Annotated in this window: 13 protein-coding genes; 7 read left to right on the plus strand and 6 right to left on the minus strand. The window is 73.0% G+C overall.

Annotated elements, in window-relative coordinates; translation table 11 throughout:
• Positions 1 to 121 precede the first annotated feature (121 nt).
• The 5 genes from PO879_RS02555 to PO879_RS02575 are packed head-to-tail and all read left to right on the plus strand — an operon-like array spanning position 122 to position 6181.
• Positions 122 to 460, plus strand: coding sequence for an L-rhamnose mutarotase (locus PO879_RS02555; protein WP_278237436.1), 339 nt, complete (start codon positions 122 to 124; stop codon positions 458 to 460).
• Between the two features lie 12 nt (positions 461 to 472).
• Positions 473 to 1639 (plus strand): L-rhamnose isomerase, encoded by a 1167-nt coding sequence (gene rhaI / locus PO879_RS02560; protein ID WP_278236376.1) that lies wholly within the window; start codon positions 473 to 475, stop codon positions 1637 to 1639.
• A gap of 3 nt (positions 1640 to 1642) precedes the next feature.
• Positions 1643 to 2617: an alpha/beta hydrolase fold domain-containing protein gene (locus PO879_RS02565; RefSeq protein ID WP_278236377.1), complete on the plus strand. Its 975-nt coding sequence runs from the start codon at positions 1643 to 1645 to the stop codon at positions 2615 to 2617.
• 31 nt (positions 2618 to 2648) lie between these two features.
• Complete coding sequence (locus PO879_RS02570; RefSeq protein ID WP_278236378.1) at positions 2649 to 4703, plus strand: bifunctional aldolase/short-chain dehydrogenase; 2055 nt, start codon at positions 2649 to 2651, stop codon at positions 4701 to 4703.
• Positions 4700 to 6181: a rhamnulokinase family protein gene (locus PO879_RS02575; RefSeq protein ID WP_278236379.1), complete on the plus strand. Its 1482-nt coding sequence runs from the start codon at positions 4700 to 4702 to the stop codon at positions 6179 to 6181. Before PO879_RS02570 ends, PO879_RS02575 begins: the two co-directional genes overlap by 4 nt.
• Here PO879_RS02575 and PO879_RS02580 read toward each other — a convergent pair.
• The 5 genes from PO879_RS02580 to PO879_RS02600 form a co-directional block, all read right to left on the minus strand.
• Positions 6171 to 6674, minus strand: coding sequence for an ATP-binding protein (locus PO879_RS02580; RefSeq protein WP_278236380.1), 504 nt, complete (start codon positions 6672 to 6674; stop codon positions 6171 to 6173). The genes PO879_RS02575 and PO879_RS02580 overlap by 11 nt on opposite strands.
• A gap of 141 nt (positions 6675 to 6815) precedes the next feature.
• Positions 6816 to 7595 (minus strand): ATP-binding cassette domain-containing protein, encoded by a 780-nt coding sequence (locus tag PO879_RS02585; RefSeq protein WP_278236381.1) that lies wholly within the window; start codon positions 7593 to 7595, stop codon positions 6816 to 6818.
• A gap of 216 nt (positions 7596 to 7811) precedes the next feature.
• On the minus strand, positions 7812 to 8693 hold the full coding sequence (locus tag PO879_RS02590; protein WP_278236382.1) for a sugar phosphate isomerase/epimerase family protein: 882 nt from the start codon (positions 8691 to 8693) through the stop codon (positions 7812 to 7814).
• Positions 8694 to 8778: 85 nt separating this feature from the next.
• Positions 8779 to 9954, minus strand: a complete 1176-nt coding sequence (locus tag PO879_RS02595; protein WP_278237437.1) for a dihydrodipicolinate synthase family protein — start codon at positions 9952 to 9954, stop codon at positions 8779 to 8781.
• 104 nt (positions 9955 to 10058) lie between these two features.
• Positions 10059 to 11195: a Gfo/Idh/MocA family oxidoreductase gene (locus tag PO879_RS02600; protein WP_278237438.1), complete on the minus strand. Its 1137-nt coding sequence runs from the start codon at positions 11193 to 11195 to the stop codon at positions 10059 to 10061.
• A 239-nt stretch (positions 11196 to 11434) separates the two neighbouring features.
• Here PO879_RS02600 and PO879_RS02605 point away from each other — a divergent pair, with 239 nt between their 5' ends.
• Positions 11435 to 12457: a LacI family DNA-binding transcriptional regulator gene (locus PO879_RS02605; protein WP_278236383.1), complete on the plus strand. Its 1023-nt coding sequence runs from the start codon at positions 11435 to 11437 to the stop codon at positions 12455 to 12457.
• A 13-nt stretch (positions 12458 to 12470) separates the two neighbouring features.
• Here the strand turns inward: PO879_RS02605 and PO879_RS02610 are convergent, their stop codons facing one another.
• Positions 12471 to 13088 (minus strand): GNAT family N-acetyltransferase, encoded by a 618-nt coding sequence (locus PO879_RS02610; protein WP_278236384.1) that lies wholly within the window; start codon positions 13086 to 13088, stop codon positions 12471 to 12473.
• A 258-nt stretch (positions 13089 to 13346) separates the two neighbouring features.
• On the opposite strand from PO879_RS02610, the gene PO879_RS02615 reads away from it, so the two are divergent.
• Positions 13347 to 15710: a rhamnogalacturonan lyase gene (locus PO879_RS02615; RefSeq protein WP_278236385.1), complete on the plus strand. Its 2364-nt coding sequence runs from the start codon at positions 13347 to 13349 to the stop codon at positions 15708 to 15710.
• The last annotated feature ends 46 nt before the right edge of the window (positions 15711 to 15756 follow it).

Genomic DNA, 15756 nt, shown 5'->3' on the forward strand with positions numbered 1-15756 from the left:
GTGAGGACGGCTCTTGCGCCGCACGGGAGGACACGGGTACCTTGGAGGCGTTGAAACGATTCATCGCGCGTCGACGATGATGCGAGGAGGAACAGTGGGAGACGACGGTAAGCGCCGGGTCATGTTCCAGTTCCGGGTCCACCCGGACCGGCTGGAGGAGTACGGTCGCCGCCACGGCGAGGTCTGGCCCGAGATGCTGCGGGCCCTGCACGAGGCCGGCTGGGAGAACTACTCGATCTTCACCGCACCCGACGGTCAGGTCGTGGGCTACTTCGAGAGCGCCGACCCGGACGCCGCGCGGGCCCGGATGGGGCTGACCGAGGTCAACGCCCGCTGGCAGGCCGAGATGGCCGAGTTCTTCGACGGCGACGGACCGGACGCGACCATGACCGAGCTGACGCCGGTCTTCCACCTCGAGACGCAGCTCGCCGCCGCGGACGCCGCGGACGACCAGGACTGAGAGAAGGACACCATGCCCAGCTTCGACGACATCACCCCGGTCCTGGACCGCCTCGCCATCGAGGTGCCGTCCTGGGCCTACGGCAACTCCGGCACCCGCTTCAAGGTGTTCTCCACCCCGGGCACGCCGCGCACCCCCGAGGAGAAGATCGCCGACGCCGCCCAGGTCCACCGGCTCACCGGACTGGCCCCCACCGTCGCGCTGCACATCCCGTGGGACAAGGTCGACGACTACGCGGCGCTGCGCCGGTACGCCAACGACCAGGGCGTCGACCTCGGGACGATCAACTCCAACACGTTCCAGGACGACGTCTACAAGCTCGGCTCGCTGACGCACACCGACCCCGCGGTCCGCCGGAAGGCGATCGACCATCACCTCGACTGCATCGAGATCATGCACGCCACCGGGTCGAAGGACCTGAAGATCTGGCTGGCCGACGGCTCGAACTACCCCGGGCAGGCGGACATCCGCACCCGCCAGGACCTGCTGCACGAGGCGTTGACCGAGATCTACGGCCGGCTCGGCGACGACCACCGCATGGTGCTCGAGTACAAGTTCTTCGAGCCGGCCTTCTACCACACCGACGTGCCGGACTGGGGCACCTCCTACGCCCAGGTCGCCGCGCTCGGCGAGAAGGCGTTCGTCTGCCTCGACACGGGCCACCACGCCCCGGGCACCAACATCGAGTTCATCGTCGCCCAGCTCCTGCGGCTCGGGAAGCTCGGCTCCTTCGACTTCAACTCGCGGTTCTACGCCGACGACGACCTCATCGTCGGTGCCGCCGACCCGTTCCAGCTCTTCCGCATCATGGCCGAGGTCATCCGCGGCGGCGGCCTCGACGAGGGCTCCCAGGTCGCGCTGATGCTCGACCAGTGCCACAACATCGAGGACAAGGTCCCCGGCCAGATCCGGTCGGTGCTCAACGTCCAGGAGATGACCGCCCGCGCGCTGCTGCTCGACCGGGAGGCCCTGACCGCGGCGCAGGAGAACGGCGACGTCCTGGGGGCCAACGCGATCTACATGGACGCCTTCTACACCGACGTGCGCCCGCTGCTCGCCGAGTACCGCGAGAAGCGCGGCCTGCCCGCCGACCCCATGGCCGCGTTCGCCGAGTCGGGCTACCTGCCGAAGATCGCCGCCGAGCGCGTGGGCGGTCAGCAGGCCGGCTGGGGCGCCTGAGGCATGAGCACGACGACGGCGTCGACGGCGACGGCGAGCATCCGTGAGGAGGTGCTCGCCGGCCCGCACGGCGACCTGCGCGTCCGGGTGTACCGGCCCGGCTCCGGTGCTCCCGTGGCCGGGCTGGTCTGGGCGCACGGCGGGGCGTTCATGCACGGCGACCTCGACATGCCGGAGGCCGACCACGTCGCCCGCATCCTCGCCGCCGGCGGTGTCGCCGTCGTCAGCGTCGACTACGCGTTGGCGCCCGCGTTCGACCACCACGCCGTGCTGGCCACCGACGGGCTCGAGAAGGGCCTGGCGCGGATGCTCGCCGCCACCGACGGCGCGCGCTTCCCGGTCGCGTCCCAGGAGCTGGCCTTCGCCTTCGCCTGGGCGGTCGACGCCGACCTGGGCGTCCCGGCAGGCCGCTGGTCCCTCGGCGGGGCCAGCGCCGGCGGGAACCTCGCCGCGGGCGTGGCGCTGCGGCTGCGCGACGCCGCCGCCGGGGACACCGGCGCCGCGCCGGTCCCGCCGTCGTCGACCGCGCGCACCGTCCCCCGCAGCGTGGTGCTCGCCTACCCGGTGGCGCACCACGAGCTGCCGGACCCGTGGCCCGAGCTGGCCACCAAGATCGCCGCGCTGCCGCCGGACCGGAGCTATCCTCCGGCGGCAGTGCGGGCCATGAACGACCACTACCTCGGACACGAGCGCGGCCCGGACTCCCCGTACGCGTTCCCGGCCGGGCACGACCTCCGTGGCCTGCCGCCGACCCTGATCGTCACCTCCGACCACGACGCGCTGCGGTCCTCCGGGGAGGCCTACGCCGCCGAGCTGGCCGTCGCCGGCACGGACGTCATGGTCGTGCGCGAGGACGACACCCTGCACGGTCACCTCAACCAGCCGGACGACCCCGGGTGTGCGCGCAGCCTCGCGCGCATCACCGCCTGGCTCACGTCCGACGTGCTGGTCGGGACCACCCACGAACCACCCGCCTGATCCACCGACACACCACCTTGTGGAGCATTCGATGACGAACGAGACCGTTGCCGCTCTGGTCGAGCGGTCCAACCGCCTGGGCGCCGACCCGAAGAACACGAACTACGCCGGCGGCAACACGTCCGCCAAGGGCGTCGAGACCGACCCCGTCACCGGTCAGGACGTCGAGCTGCTGTGGGTCAAGGGCTCCGGCGGCGACCTGGGCACCCTGACCGAGAAGGGCCTGGCCGCGCTGCGCCTGGACCGCATGCGCGCGCTGGTCGACGTCTACCCGGGCGTCGACCGCGAGGACGAGATGGTCGCGGCGTTCGACTACTGCCTGCACGGCAAGGGCGGCGCCGCCCCCAGCATCGACACCGCCATGCACGGGCTCGTCGACGCCAAGCACGTGGACCACCTGCACCCGGACTCCGGCATCGCGATCGCCACCGCCGTCGACGGCCCGGACCTGACCGCGACCATCTTCGGCGGCAACGTCGTGTGGGTGCCGTGGCGTCGGCCCGGCTTCCAGCTCGGTCTGGACATCGCCGAGATCAAGAAGGCCAACCCCGACGCGATCGGGACCGTGCTGGGCGGCCACGGCATCACCGCGTGGGGCGACACCGCCGAGGAGGCCGAGGCCAACTCGCTGTGGATCATCGACACGGCGGCGGCCTACATCGCCGAGCACGGCAAGGCCGAGCCCTTCGGCCCGGCGCTCGACGGCTACGGCGCGCTGCCCGAGGCCGAGCGCCGCGCCAAGGCCGCCGCGCTGGCCCCGCACCTGCGCGCCGTCGCCTCGCACGACAAGCCGCAGGTCGGCCACTTCACCGACTCCGAGCCGGTGCTGGAGTTCCTCGCGCACGCCGAGCACCCCCGCCTCGCCGAGCTCGGGACCTCCTGCCCCGACCACTTCCTGCGCACCAAGGTCAAGCCGCTGGTGATCGACCTGCCGGCGACCGCCAGCGTCGAGGAGATCGTCGAGCGGCTGCCGGAGCTGCACGAGGCGTACCGCGCCGACTACACCGCCTACTACGAGCAGGGTGCCGCCGAGGCGCGCGAGCGCGGCGAGGAGCCGCCCGCGATCCGCGGTGCCGACCCCGCGATCGTCCTCGTCCCCGGCGTGGGCATGTTCTCCTACGGCGGTGACAAGCAGACCGCCCGGGTGGCCGGCGAGTTCTACGTCAACGCCATCAACGTGATGCGCGGTGCCGAGGCCCTGTCGACCTACGCCCCGATCGACACCTCGGAGAAGTTCCGCATCGAGTACTGGGCGCTCGAGGAGGCCAAGCTGCAGCGCAAGCCCAAGCCGAAGCCGCTGGCCACCCGCATCGCGTTCGTCACCGGCGCGGCCTCCGGCATCGGCAAGGCCATCGCCGAGCGGCTCGCCGCCGAGGGCGCCTGCGTCGTGATCGCCGACCTGGACGCCGAGAAGGCGCAGGGGGTCGCCGCGGAGATCGGGTCGACCGACGTCGCCGTCGGGCTCGCCGCGAACGTCACCGACGAGGCCGCGATCCGGGCCGCGCTGGACGAGGCCGTGCTCGCGTTCGGCGGCGTGGACATCGTCGTCAACAACGCCGGGCTGTCGCTGTCCAAGTCGCTGTTCGAGACCACGGCCGACGACTGGGACCTGCAGCACGACGTCATGGCCAAGGGCTCGTTCCTGGTGTCCAAGCACGCCGCACGGATCCTCGTGGACCAGCACCTCGGTGGCGACATCATCTACATCTCGTCCAAGAACTCGGTGTTCGCCGGTCCGAACAACATCGCCTACTCGGCGACCAAGGCCGACCAGGCCCACCAGGTGCGCCTGCTGGCCGCCGAGCTCGGCGAGCACGGGATCAAGGTCAACGGCATCAACCCCGACGGCGTCGTGCGCGGGTCGGGCATCTTCGCCTCCGGGTGGGGCGCCAACCGGGCCAAGACCTACGGCATCGAGGAGTCGGAGCTCGGCAAGTTCTACGCCCAGCGCACGCTGCTCAAGCGCGAGGTGCTGCCGGAGAACATCGCGAACGTGGCGTTCTCGCTGTGCACCGCGGACTTCTCGCACACGACCGGACTGCACATCCCCGTCGACGCGGGTGTGGCGCAGGCGTTCCTGCGATGAGCGCGTTCGTCGCCGTCGACCTCGGGGCGACCAGCGGCCGGGTGATGCTCGGCGTCGTCACCGGCGGGGCCGGGGACGAGCACGTCGACCTCACCGAGGTCGCACGGTTCGGCAACGGCCCCGTCGAGATCCCCGAGTCCGACGGCACCGCGCTGCACTGGGACCTGCTGCACCTGTGGCGAGGGACCCTGGACGGCCTCCGCGCCGCCGGGGCCCTCGCCCGGGAGCGCGGTGTCGAGATCGCCGGGATCGGCATCGACTCCTGGGCGGTCGACCACGGACTGTTCGCCGCCGACGGCTCGCTGCTGGCCAACCCGCGTCACCACCGCGACCCCCGGCTGAGCGGTGTGGCGGAGGAGGTGCTCGGCAGGCTCGGTCCCGGCGAGCACTACGGCGTCAACGGGCTGCAGACCCTGCCGTTCAACACCGAGTTCCAGCTCGTGGCCGCCCGGCACGACGCCGTGTGGCCGCTCGTGGACTCGATCCGGCTGATTCCCGACCTCCTCGGCTCGTGGCTCACCGGGGTGACGGTCGCCGAGGTCACCAACGCCTCGACGACCGGGCTGCTGGACGCGACCACCCGGCAGTGGTCCGGCCCGGTCGTCGACGCCCTGCAGCGCGAGTACCCCGAGCTGGGCGACCTGCGGTCGAAGCTGGCCGACGTCGTCGAGCCGGGGACCGTCGTCGGGCACCTGACCGACCGCGTCCAGGACGCCACGGGGCTGGGTGCCGTCCCGGTCGTCGCGGTGGGGTCGCACGACACGGCCTCCGCCGTCGTCGGCGTGCCCGCCAAGGACGAGCGGTTCGCCTACGTCTCCTCCGGCACCTGGTCGTTGGTGGGCGTCGAGCTGGACGAACCCGTGCTCACCGAGGAGAGCCGGCAGGCGGACGTCACCAACGAGCTCGGCGTCGACGGCACCGTGCGCTACCTCAAGAACGTCATGGGGCTGTGGGTGCTCTCGGAGACGCTGCGCACCTGGCAGGAGGCGGGCACGGAGGTCACGCTGGTCGAGGCGCTCGCGGCCGCCGCCGAGGCCCGGCCGCGTCGGACCGTCGTGGACGTCGACGCCCCCGAGTTCCTCCCGCCGGGCGACATGCCGGCGCGGATCGCCGACGCCGCCCGGGCGAGCGGGCAGCCCGTGCCCGAGGGCGTCGGGGAGACGGTGCGCTGCATCCTCGACTCCCTCGCCGACGCCTACCGTCGTGTGCTGCACGAGGTGACCCGGCTGTCGGGCCGGCACGTCGAGGTGCTGCACGTCGTGGGAGGCGGCTCGCAGAACGAGCTGCTGTGCCGGCTCACGGCGGCCGCCACGGGTCTGCCCGTCGTCGCCGGACCTGTCGAGGGCGCCGCCCTCGGCAACGTCGTGGTCCAGGCCCGGGCCGTGGGGGCGCTCGACGGCGACCTGACCCGGCTGCGGGGCGTCGTCCGGCGCTCCTCGCGGCTGCGGCGCTACGAACCCCAGCTCGTCAACGGCTGAGCGGTGCCGGCGCCCCGGGTCCGTCGTGGCCCGGGGCCCCGGCCCCGTCTCGCGCGCGGTCCGGGGCGGCGAGCGTGAACCGTGCCCACACGCGCTTCTCCCACGCGGAGTCCCGGTACCAGCCGACGTCGTCGGCGACGCGCAGGGCGAGCTGGAGCCCGAAGCCGCCCTTGCCGAGGTCGCGGTGGGGGCTGAGGATCGGCGGGAGGTCGGGCCGGGTGTCCGTCACGGAGACGACGGCGGTGGTCCCGTCGCACCGCAGCTCCAGGCCCGCCGGGCCGCCGGTGTACTCCAGGGCGTTGGACGCCAGCTCGTTGGCGATGAGGACGACGTGCTGGGGCTCGGCGCCCGACGGGGCCAGGCAGCAGTCGCAGGTGCCGCCCGCCAGGCGTCGCAACGCGCGGTCGAGGTCGGTGCGGATGCGGGCGAGATCGTCGGCGGACTCGACCGTCCAGCGGGCCAGGACGTGGTCGGGGTGAGTGGCGCCGGTCATCCCGCGCCCCCGAGCCGGACGAGCATCCCCTACTCCTCACCCCGTGCTGGACTCCGAGAACGATCCGGCGTCGAGCCTACAACCGGCCCCGGGCCGCCGCCCGTCGGCGGGGAAGGGGAGGGCGGCCGCTCCGTGCCGTCGTCAGCGGAAGCGCTGCACGGCCTGCGGCGCCGCCTCGGCGAGCTCACGCACCACGGGGTGCTCGGCCGTCGACAGGACCTGCGACAGGCTCCCGGAGGCGACGAAGGTCCCCTCGCCGAGGACGTGCACGGTGGGGCAGAGCCGTTCGACGAGCTCCAGGTCGTGGGTGACGAGCAGCACGGCGGTGCCCTGGTCCGCGGTCGCGTCCGCGAGCCGGCGCACGACCTCGCCGCGCATCGCCGGGTCGACGGCGGTGAGCGGCTCGTCGAGCAGCAGCGCGTCGGGGCGCGTCGCCAGCGCCGAGGCCAGGGCGAGGCGCTGCTTCTCCCCGCCGGACAGGGTCCCGACCTGGCGGACGGCGAACCGCGGCTCGAGCGCGACGTCGTCGAGCAGCTCCTCGACGGTCCGGCCCGAGGCGCGGCCGGCCTTGCGGGCGTCCGCCAGGGCCTTGCCCAGCACGCGGTCGACGGTCCAGCGCGGGTCGACGTCGCCGATCCCCTCCTGGGCGACCCGGCGGACCTGGGTGCGGAAGGCCTTCTTGTCCCGCAGGCCGATGCGGCTGACCGTGCGGCCGTGCCACGTGGCGTGCCCGCTGGTCGGCTTCACACGGCCGACCAGTGCCCGCACGATCGTCGACTTGCCGGCGCCGGACGGGCCGACGATACCGACGGGCGCCGAGCCGGTGGTGAGCTCGAGGTCGATGTCGCGGACGACGTCGGGGCCGCCGTAGCCGGCGGAGAGGCCGGAGGCGCGCAGGATCGGGGCGGTGTTCGAGCTCATCGGGACCTTCGGGGTGCAGGGGACTGGTGGCCCGCCGACGGAAAGGGGTGTCGACGGGCCACACGGTACGACGAACGGCGCGCGCCCGCGGTTCCCGTCAGTGCTGTGGGCATGAAATATGCAGCCCTCCGGTGGGGGAGGACTGCATATTTCATGCCCACAGCGAGGGTGGTGCCCACAGCTCGGGTCGTGCGCACGTCCCCGACGGAAGGACGGTCAGAGGTGCGGGGCGACGTGCTCCGCGTAGCGCTCCGCGACCGTCCGCGCGGTCTTGACCGGGTCCGCCGCCCAGATCCCCTCGTTGAAGATCTCGGTCTCGACGTCGCCGGTGTACCCGGCGTCGCGCACCCAGGACGAGATCGTCGCGAAGTCGATGTACCCGTCGCCGACGTGCCCGCGCGAGTTCAGCGCCGTGGCGCCGAACGGCAGGTTCCAGTCGCAGACCTGATAGCTCGCGATCCGCCCCTCGCGACCGGCCCGCTCGATCGACCCCCGCAGCTCCGGGTCCCACCACACGTGGTAGGTGTCCACCACGACGCCCACGGTGCGGGCGTCGAACGGGGCGGACAGGTCGAGCGCCTGACCCAGCGTGGAGATCACCGCGCGGTCGGCGGCGAACATCGGGTGCAGCGGCTCGAGGACGATCCGCACGTCGTGCTCCGCCGCGATCGGCGCGAGGTCGGCCAGCCGGTCCGCCACCCGGGCACGGGCCGCGACGACGTCACGGTCGGTGCCGGGCGCCGGGGGCGCCTCGGGGGAGGACCCCGGCAGGCCGCCGACGACGAACACGAGCTCGCGCGTCCCGACCGCGGCGGCCTCCTCGATCGCCCGGGTGTTCTCCGCGATCGCGTCGCGGACGCCCTCGTCCGTGGCGGCCGTGAGGAACCCGCCCCGGCACAGCGAGGAGACGGTCAGCCCGGCGTCCTCGACGATCGTGCGGGCGGTCTCGGCGCCGTGCTCGGCGACCTGGTGCCGCCACAGCCCGACGGCGCCCATCCCGGCGGCGGCCGCCGCCTGGACCGCCTCGGGCAGCGAGGCGTGCTTGACCGTGGCGGTGTTGAGCGAGCAGCGCGACAGGTCCGCGCTCTGCGCGCTCATGCGATTCCCTCCTTGCGTGACCGCTGCGGTGCCTCGCTGCGGTACACCTCGTTCCTCGGCGTCCCTCCGCGGGGGCTCCTCGCGCTCACGAGTCGACCCCGTTCGTCGTCAGCAGCGCCCGCAGCCGCACCGCGGCCAGGTCCGGGTCGAGCAGCATGCCGCAGTCGTCGGCCAGCCGGGCCAGCGTGACCAGGTGGGCCAGGGACCGGCCGGAGTGCAGTCCGCCGACGAGCTGGAAGCCCTCCTGGAAGCCGTTCAGCCAGCTGAGGAACGCCACGCCGGTCTTGTAGTAGTAGGTCGGCGCGGCGAAGATGTGCCGCCCGAGCTTCTCGGTCGAGGCGAGGATGGAGTACCCCCGCGCGGCGCCCTCGTCGTCCCCGTCCGCACCGGCGTCGAACGCCTGCAGCGCGGTGGAGGCCGCCGGATAGATCGCCGCGAAGATGCCGAGCAGCGCGTCCGAGTAGCCCTGGGAGTCGCCGGCGATGAGCTCGGGGTAGTTGAAGTCGTCGCCGGTGTACAGCCGCACGCGTGACCCGTCCAGCGCCGCGAGGGTGCGACGTAGCCCGATCTCGTGCTGGGCGTCCAGCAGCGAGACCTTCACGCCGTCGACCTTGTCCTGGTGGGCCTTGATGAGGTCGACGAACGTCGCCGTCGCGGTCTCGACCGAGTCCGAGCCCCAGTAGCCGGCCAGCGCCGGGTCGAACATCGTGCCGAGCCAGTGCAGGACCACCGGCTGGTCGGCCTCGGCGAGCACGGCGTCGTAGACCCGGGCGTAGTCCTCGGCGGACCGGGCGACCTTCGCCAGCGCGCGGGAGGCCATGACGATCACCTGCGCGCCGGCCTCCTGCACGACCCGGACCTGCTCGCGGTACGCCTCGACGACGGCGTCGAGCGCCGCCGCGTCCCCGCGCTGCCACCCGGCCACGCGGGCGGGGTCGAGCTGGTCGGTGCCGGCGCCGCAGGCGATGGCACCGCCGACGGACGCGGCCTCGGCGGCCGAGCGGCGCACGAGCTCCTGGGTGGCGGCCCAGTCCAGGCCCATGCCGCGCTGGGCGGTGTCCATGGCGTCGGCGACGCCCAGGCCGTACCGCCAGATCTGGTGGCGGTAGGCGAGGGTGGCATCCCAGTCGACGACGGCGGGGGCGCCGGGCACGTTCTCGGCCCCGATCTGCGGGACCACGTGCGCGGCGGCGAAGGCGACCCGCGACCGGATCGACCCGGTCGGCGCCTGCCACGGGCCGGGGGCGTTGAGTTCGCGCACCTCGGTCCCGGCGACGCGACCGCCGTCGTCGAACCGTGGCAGCCGCACGGTCGCGCCGCTGGCCTCGAGCACCGGGGCGCCGGCGGCGCCCGTCACCGCGGCGCTCACAGCGTGATCTCCGGGACGTCGAGGCGGCGGCCCTCGGACGAGGACTGCAGGCCGAGCTCGGCGAGCTGGACGCCGCGGGCGGCGGACAGCAGGTCGAAGCGGTGCTCGCGCCCGGCGACGACGTCGCGCAGGAACTCCTCCCACTGCGCCTTGAAGCCGTTCTCCAGCTCGGCGTTGGCGGGCACGTCGGTCCACTGCTCGCGGAACGACTCGGTGACGGGAAGGTCGGGGTTCCAGACCGGCTTGGGCGTGTTGGAGCGCTGCTGGGAGACGCACTTGAACAGGCCGGCGACGGCGGAGCCGTGCGTGCCGTCGATCTGGAACTCGACGAGCTCGTCGCGGTACACGCGCACGGCCCAGGAGGAGTTGATCTGCGCCACGACGGGGTCGCCGTCGGGCGTGGCCATCTCGAAGATGCCGTAGGCGGCGTCGTCGGCGGTGGCGTCGTAGGGCTTGCCCTGCTCGTCCCAGCGGGTGGGGATGTGGGTGATCGTCTGGGCGTTGACCGTCTTGACGGTGCCCAGGATGCCCTCGAGCACGTAGTTCCAGTGGCAGAACATGTCGGTGGTCATGCCGCCGCCGTCCTCGGCGCGGTAGTTCCAGCTCGGGCGCTGGGCCGGCTGCGTCTCGCCCTCGAACACCCAGTAGCCGAACTCGCCGCGCAGCGACAGGATCCGGCCGAAGAACCCCTCGTCCACCAGGCGACGCAGCTTGACCAGGCCCGGCAGGTAGAGCTTGTCGTGCACGACGCCGGCGGTCACGCCGGTCTCGTCGCGCAGCTTGGCGAGCTCGATCGCCTCGGCGAGCGTCTCGGCCGTCGGCTTCTCGGTGTAGACGTGCTTGCCCGCCTTCATCGCCTTCGACAGCGTCTGGGGGCGCAGGTTGGTCATCGCGGCGTCGAAGACGATGTCGGTGTCCTCGGCGTGGACGATGCCGTCCAGGTCGGTCGTGTACTCGCTGATGCCGTGCTTGGCGGCGAGGTCGGCGAGCTTGGCCTCGTTGCGGCCCACGAGGATCGGCTCGACCTGCACGCGGCTGCCGTCCGGCAGGGTCACACCGCCCTGCTCGCGGATCGGCAGGATGGAGCGGAGCAGGTGCTGGCGGTACCCCATGCGGCCGGTCACGCCGTTCATGGCGATGCGCAGGGTGCGGGTGGTGGTCACGGACGGACTCCTTCGTCGGACGCGCGGGGCGTCGCTGCGGTGCTGCCGTGCGGCGAGAGCTGCCGCGGCTCGGCAGGAGCGGGTGTGGTCGAGGACGGAATGCGCTTTCCGGTCTCACGGTAAGGTGTCTCCCGCGGCACGTCAAGCAGTCGCCGTCCGGCCCGGTCCGCCCCGCGGACGGCCGGTCCGCAGCGGACGAGGAGGATCAGGTGGCCAGAGCGCGGTTGCAGGACGTCGCCGACCGGGCCGGGGTGTCCCTGGCGACCGCGTCGCGGGTGCTCAACGGGTCGGCCCGCCAGCCCGGACCCGAGCTGGTCAGCCGTGTGCGCGCGGCCGCGGCGGAGCTCGGCTACGTCGTCAACGCGCAGGCCCAGGCGCTGGCCCGGTCGCGCACCGGCCTGCTCGGTCTCGTGGTGCAGGACATCTCCGACCCCTACTTCTCCTCGATCGCCGCCGGTGCGCAGGCCGCCGCCCGCGAGCACGGGCGCATGGTCCTGCTGGCCTCCACCGACCGCGACCCGTCCGCCGAGCACGACGCCGTCGCGGCCTTCGCCGCCCACCGGGTCGACGCCGTCGTCGTGGTCGGCACCCGGTGGTCGGCCGAGGAGGACGCTCCGGTGGCCGCCGAGCTCGCCGCGTTCGAGGCGTCCGGGGGGCGCGCGGTCGTCGTCGGGCAGCCGCTGGGACCGGCCGTCGTGGTGCGTCCGCCCAACGCCGAGGGTGCCGCGGACCTCGCGACCGCGCTGCTGGCCGAGGGGCACCGGCGGTTCGTCCTGCTCAGCGCCGCGAGCCGCGTCCGCACGGCGCAGGAGCGCGCCGGGTCGTTCGCCGAGGCCGTGACCGCCGGCGGCGGCGAGGTCGTGGAGGTCGTCGAGCGCGAGTTCTCCCGCGACGGCGGGTACGCGGCCGGCGACCGGGTCGCCGAGCTGGCGCGCGCCGCGGTCGCCGATGGTCTCGACGCCCCGTGCGTCTTCGCGGTGAGCGACGTCATGGCGATCGGTCTGATCGCCCGGCTGCGCGATATCGGTGTCGGCGTGCCCCGCGACGTCCGGGTGGCGGGCTTCGACGACATCCCCACCCTCCACGACCACGTCCCGGCCGTGTCCACGGTGCACATCCCGCTGGAGGAGATGGGGCGGCTGGCCGTGGCGGCCGCCGTGTCCGAGGACGGTGCCGACGTCGGCGCCTCCGTCGGGCACGAGGTCGTGCTGCGCGAGTCCACCGCGCGCTGAGGATCAGCGCTCGTCAGCTCTCGTCGCCGGGGGTCAGGCGCATCAGGACGCGCGGGAAGCCGTCGAGCCGCGACGACGTCGCGGCGGCGACCTGGAACCCCGCACGCTCGAACATCGCCCGGGTGCCGACGTAGGCCATCGTGGTGTCGACGGTCTCGCCCCGGTTGTCCAGCGGGTACGCCTCGACGGCGGGTGCGCCGCGATCCAGCGCGAACCGGACGGCTCCGGCGATCAGCGGTGCGGTCAGGCCGGTCCCGCGGTACCCGGGCCGCACGCGCAGGCACCACAGCGACCACACGTCGAGGTCGTCGACGTGCGGGATCGAACGGCTTCGCGCGAAGGCCGTGTCCGCGCGGGGGTGGATCGCGGCCCAGGCCACGGGCTCGCCGCCGAGGGAGGCGATGACGCCGGGCGGCGGGTCCTCGGCGCAGAGCTCGCGCACCCGCTCGCGCCGCGCCGGTCCGCGCAGGCGCCGGTTCTCCGCGGACCCGATCCGGTAGCCCAGGCAGAAGCAGACGGTCGCGTCCGGGCGTCGGGGGCCGACGAGAGCGGTGACGTCGTCGAGGTCCGAGGCGGCGTGCACCGCGACCGGTGCCGGCGGCGGCCCGCCGGGCGCGGCGGCTCGGGGCATCGCTGCACCTCCCGCGACACGGCGTCCGGAGGATTCCGGACACCTCCGATCCTCGTGGTCCCGTCCCGGCGGGGCAACGGGAGGCGACGGATGCGTGCCCCTGGCACATGTCGCCGTCGTGCCCTAGGGTCGTGTGTGAATCGATACAAGATGTCGGTTCAACGCTCCGACGCTGTGGCGAGGACGCCGACCGGCGTGCCGACGTGGTCACCTCCGTCGAGCGTGTTCATCGATGCAACGACGCATGGAAGGAACCTGATGCGACGACGCAGGACCACCTGGCTGGCGGCGAGCGCCGCGGCCTGCAGCCTCATCGTCCCGACGGCGGCCGCCACCGCGGTACCGCCCTCGCACGCCGGGCCGGACGACACCGTCCAGCTCGAGGCCCTCGACCGCGGGCTGGTCGCCGTCACCACCGACGACGGTGTCTACCTCGGCTGGCGCCTCCTGGGCTCCGAGGTCACCGGCGCCACGTCCGACGGCATGACCGGGGCGGACTTCGCCGTCTACCGCGACGGCGAGAGGATCGCCACCGTCACCGACTCCACCAACTACCTCGACACCGCCGGGACTCCGGACTCCCGCTACCGGGTCGTGCCCGTGGTCGACGGCACGGAGCAGCGGCGCGACCGCTCCGCCGTCGTCACCCCCTGGGGGCAGGACCACCGGGCGATCGCGATGAACAAGCCCGACGACGGCGTCACCCTGGTCGTCGAGGAGTACAGCTACTCCGCGAACGACCTGTCGGTGGCCGACCTCGACGGCGACGACGAGCTCGAGCTCGTCGTCCAGTGGGACCCCTCCAACGCCAAGGACGTCTCCCAGAAGGGCTACACCGGCAACACCTATCTCGACGCCTACGAGATGGACGGCACCCAGCTCTGGCGCATCGACCTCGGCGTCAACATCCGGTCCGGAGCCCACTACACCCAGTTCCCCGTCTACGACTTCGACGGGGACGGCCGGGCCGAGGTCATGGTCAAGACGGCCCCGGGCACGAAGGCCACGCGCTACACCCCGAGCGGGCAGGTCAGGGACACCCGCCACGTGCAGATCCCGGCGGACGACGTCGCCGCCGGCATCACGCACGACGACGACTACCGCATGAGCGCCGACGACTACCTCGAGCACGTCGTCGACATGTTCGCCGGCTGGACCGAGAACCCCGAGGTGTCCTCCGGCCAGTGGCCCGCCACCCTCAAGGAGGCGTTCGCCGACGCGATGCCCGGCATCGACGACCCCACCTCGGAGAACTACCTCCCGGACTACGCGTACCCGCTGTCCGCGGCGGACGCCCGGGCCACGGCCGAGTACTTCGTCGACGTCTACGCTCCCGCGCGCAGCGGCCGCAACGACCTGCGCACCTTCGAGGGCTTCGTCGTCTCCGGCCCCGAGTACCTCTCGGTCTTCGACGGGAAGTCCGGCAAGCCGCTCGAGACCGTCGACTACACGCCCGCCCGGTACGACGACGGGCTGCGGTGGGGCGACTACGCCATGTCCCGCATCGAGCCGGGCAACCGGGTCGACCGCTTCCTGGCCGGCGTCTCCTACCTCGACGGCGAGCACCCCTCGGCCGTGTTCGCCCGCGGCTACTACACGCGCACCACGCTCGTCGCCTACGACTGGGACGGCCGTGAGCTGACGCAGCGCTGGGACGTCGACTCCGGGTGGACGCCGATGGACAACCCGTTCAACGACGGTCCGCACGGCACCCCGGGCACCGACCCCGAGTTCGGCCGGATCACCACGCAGGGCCAGCACTCGATGTCCTCGGCCGACCTGGACGGAGACGGCAAGCAGGAGATCCTCTACGGCGCCGCCGCCATCGACCACGACGGCTCGCTGCTGTGGAACGCCACGGCCGAGATGCCGCCCGAGTCCGCGAACCCCGGGGCCGAGGCGGGGCTGGGGCACGGCGACGCCATGCACGTCACCGACATCCTGCCCGAGCGCCCGGGCCTGGAGGCGTTCATGGTGCACGAGGGCGGCCCGTGGGCCCCGTTCGGCACCTCGCTGCTCGACGCCGCCACCGGCGAGGTCATCGAGGGCGTCTACTCGGGCCGCGACACCGGTCGCGGGATGATCGGCGACGTCCGGCCGGACGTGCCGGGCATCGAGATGTGGTCCTCCATGCCGGGCGGCACCGACGCCTCCGGTCTGCTCGACTCGGACTGGAACACGCTGTCGGCGTCGACCCCGGGGACGAACCAGTCGGTGCGCTGGGCCGCGGACGGGTCCACGCAGGTCTTCGACTACGACCGCCTCTCGAACGACGTGCGCGAGTGGGAGCCGAAGATCGTCGACTGGGCCTCCGGCTCCGAGCGCGTGCTGGAGGGCACGCTGACCAACAACGACACCAAGGGCAACGCCGGTCTGATCGCCGACGTCCTCGGTGACTGGCGCGAGGAGATCCTCGTGCGGTCGGCCGACTCCTCCGAGATCCGGCTCTACACCTCGACCGAGGTGACGGACACCAAGATGTACACGCTGCTGCACGACCCCCAGTACCGCGCGGAGGTCGCCCGCCAGCAGACCGCGTACAACCAGCCCTCCTACCCGGGCTTCTACCTCGCCTCGGACACCGACTACACGGAGGTGCCGCTGCCGCCGAACGCCGGCTGAGCAGGACGAGCAGCAGGCGGGGGTCCGACCCCGACGGCACGGTCGT

This window comes from Isoptericola sp. AK164 (assembly GCF_029643425.1).
Classification (GTDB): Bacteria; Actinomycetota; Actinomycetes; order Actinomycetales; family Cellulomonadaceae; genus Isoptericola; species Isoptericola haloaureus.

Coding starts and splice junctions, on each gene's coding strand:
- rhaI (WP_278236376.1), top strand. CDS start 473: ATGCCCAGCTTCGACGACATCACCCCGGTCCTGGACCGCCTCGCCATC.
- PO879_RS02585 (WP_278236381.1), bottom strand. CDS start 7,595: ATGAGCTCGAACACCGCCCCGATCCTGCGCGCCTCCGGCCTCTCCGCC.
- PO879_RS02600 (WP_278237438.1), bottom strand. CDS start 11,195: ATGAACGGCGTGACCGGCCGCATGGGGTACCGCCAGCACCTGCTCCGC.
- PO879_RS02565 (WP_278236377.1), top strand. CDS start 1,643: ATGAGCACGACGACGGCGTCGACGGCGACGGCGAGCATCCGTGAGGAG.
- PO879_RS02575 (WP_278236379.1), top strand. CDS start 4,700: ATGAGCGCGTTCGTCGCCGTCGACCTCGGGGCGACCAGCGGCCGGGTG.
- PO879_RS02615 (WP_278236385.1), top strand. CDS start 13,347: ATGCGACGACGCAGGACCACCTGGCTGGCGGCGAGCGCCGCGGCCTGC.
- PO879_RS02580 (WP_278236380.1), bottom strand. CDS start 6,674: ATGACCGGCGCCACTCACCCCGACCACGTCCTGGCCCGCTGGACGGTC.
- PO879_RS02590 (WP_278236382.1), bottom strand. CDS start 8,693: ATGAGCGCGCAGAGCGCGGACCTGTCGCGCTGCTCGCTCAACACCGCC.
- PO879_RS02610 (WP_278236384.1), bottom strand. CDS start 13,088: ATGCCCCGAGCCGCCGCGCCCGGCGGGCCGCCGCCGGCACCGGTCGCG.
- PO879_RS02570 (WP_278236378.1), top strand. CDS start 2,649: ATGACGAACGAGACCGTTGCCGCTCTGGTCGAGCGGTCCAACCGCCTG.
- PO879_RS02555 (WP_278237436.1), top strand. CDS start 122: ATGTTCCAGTTCCGGGTCCACCCGGACCGGCTGGAGGAGTACGGTCGC.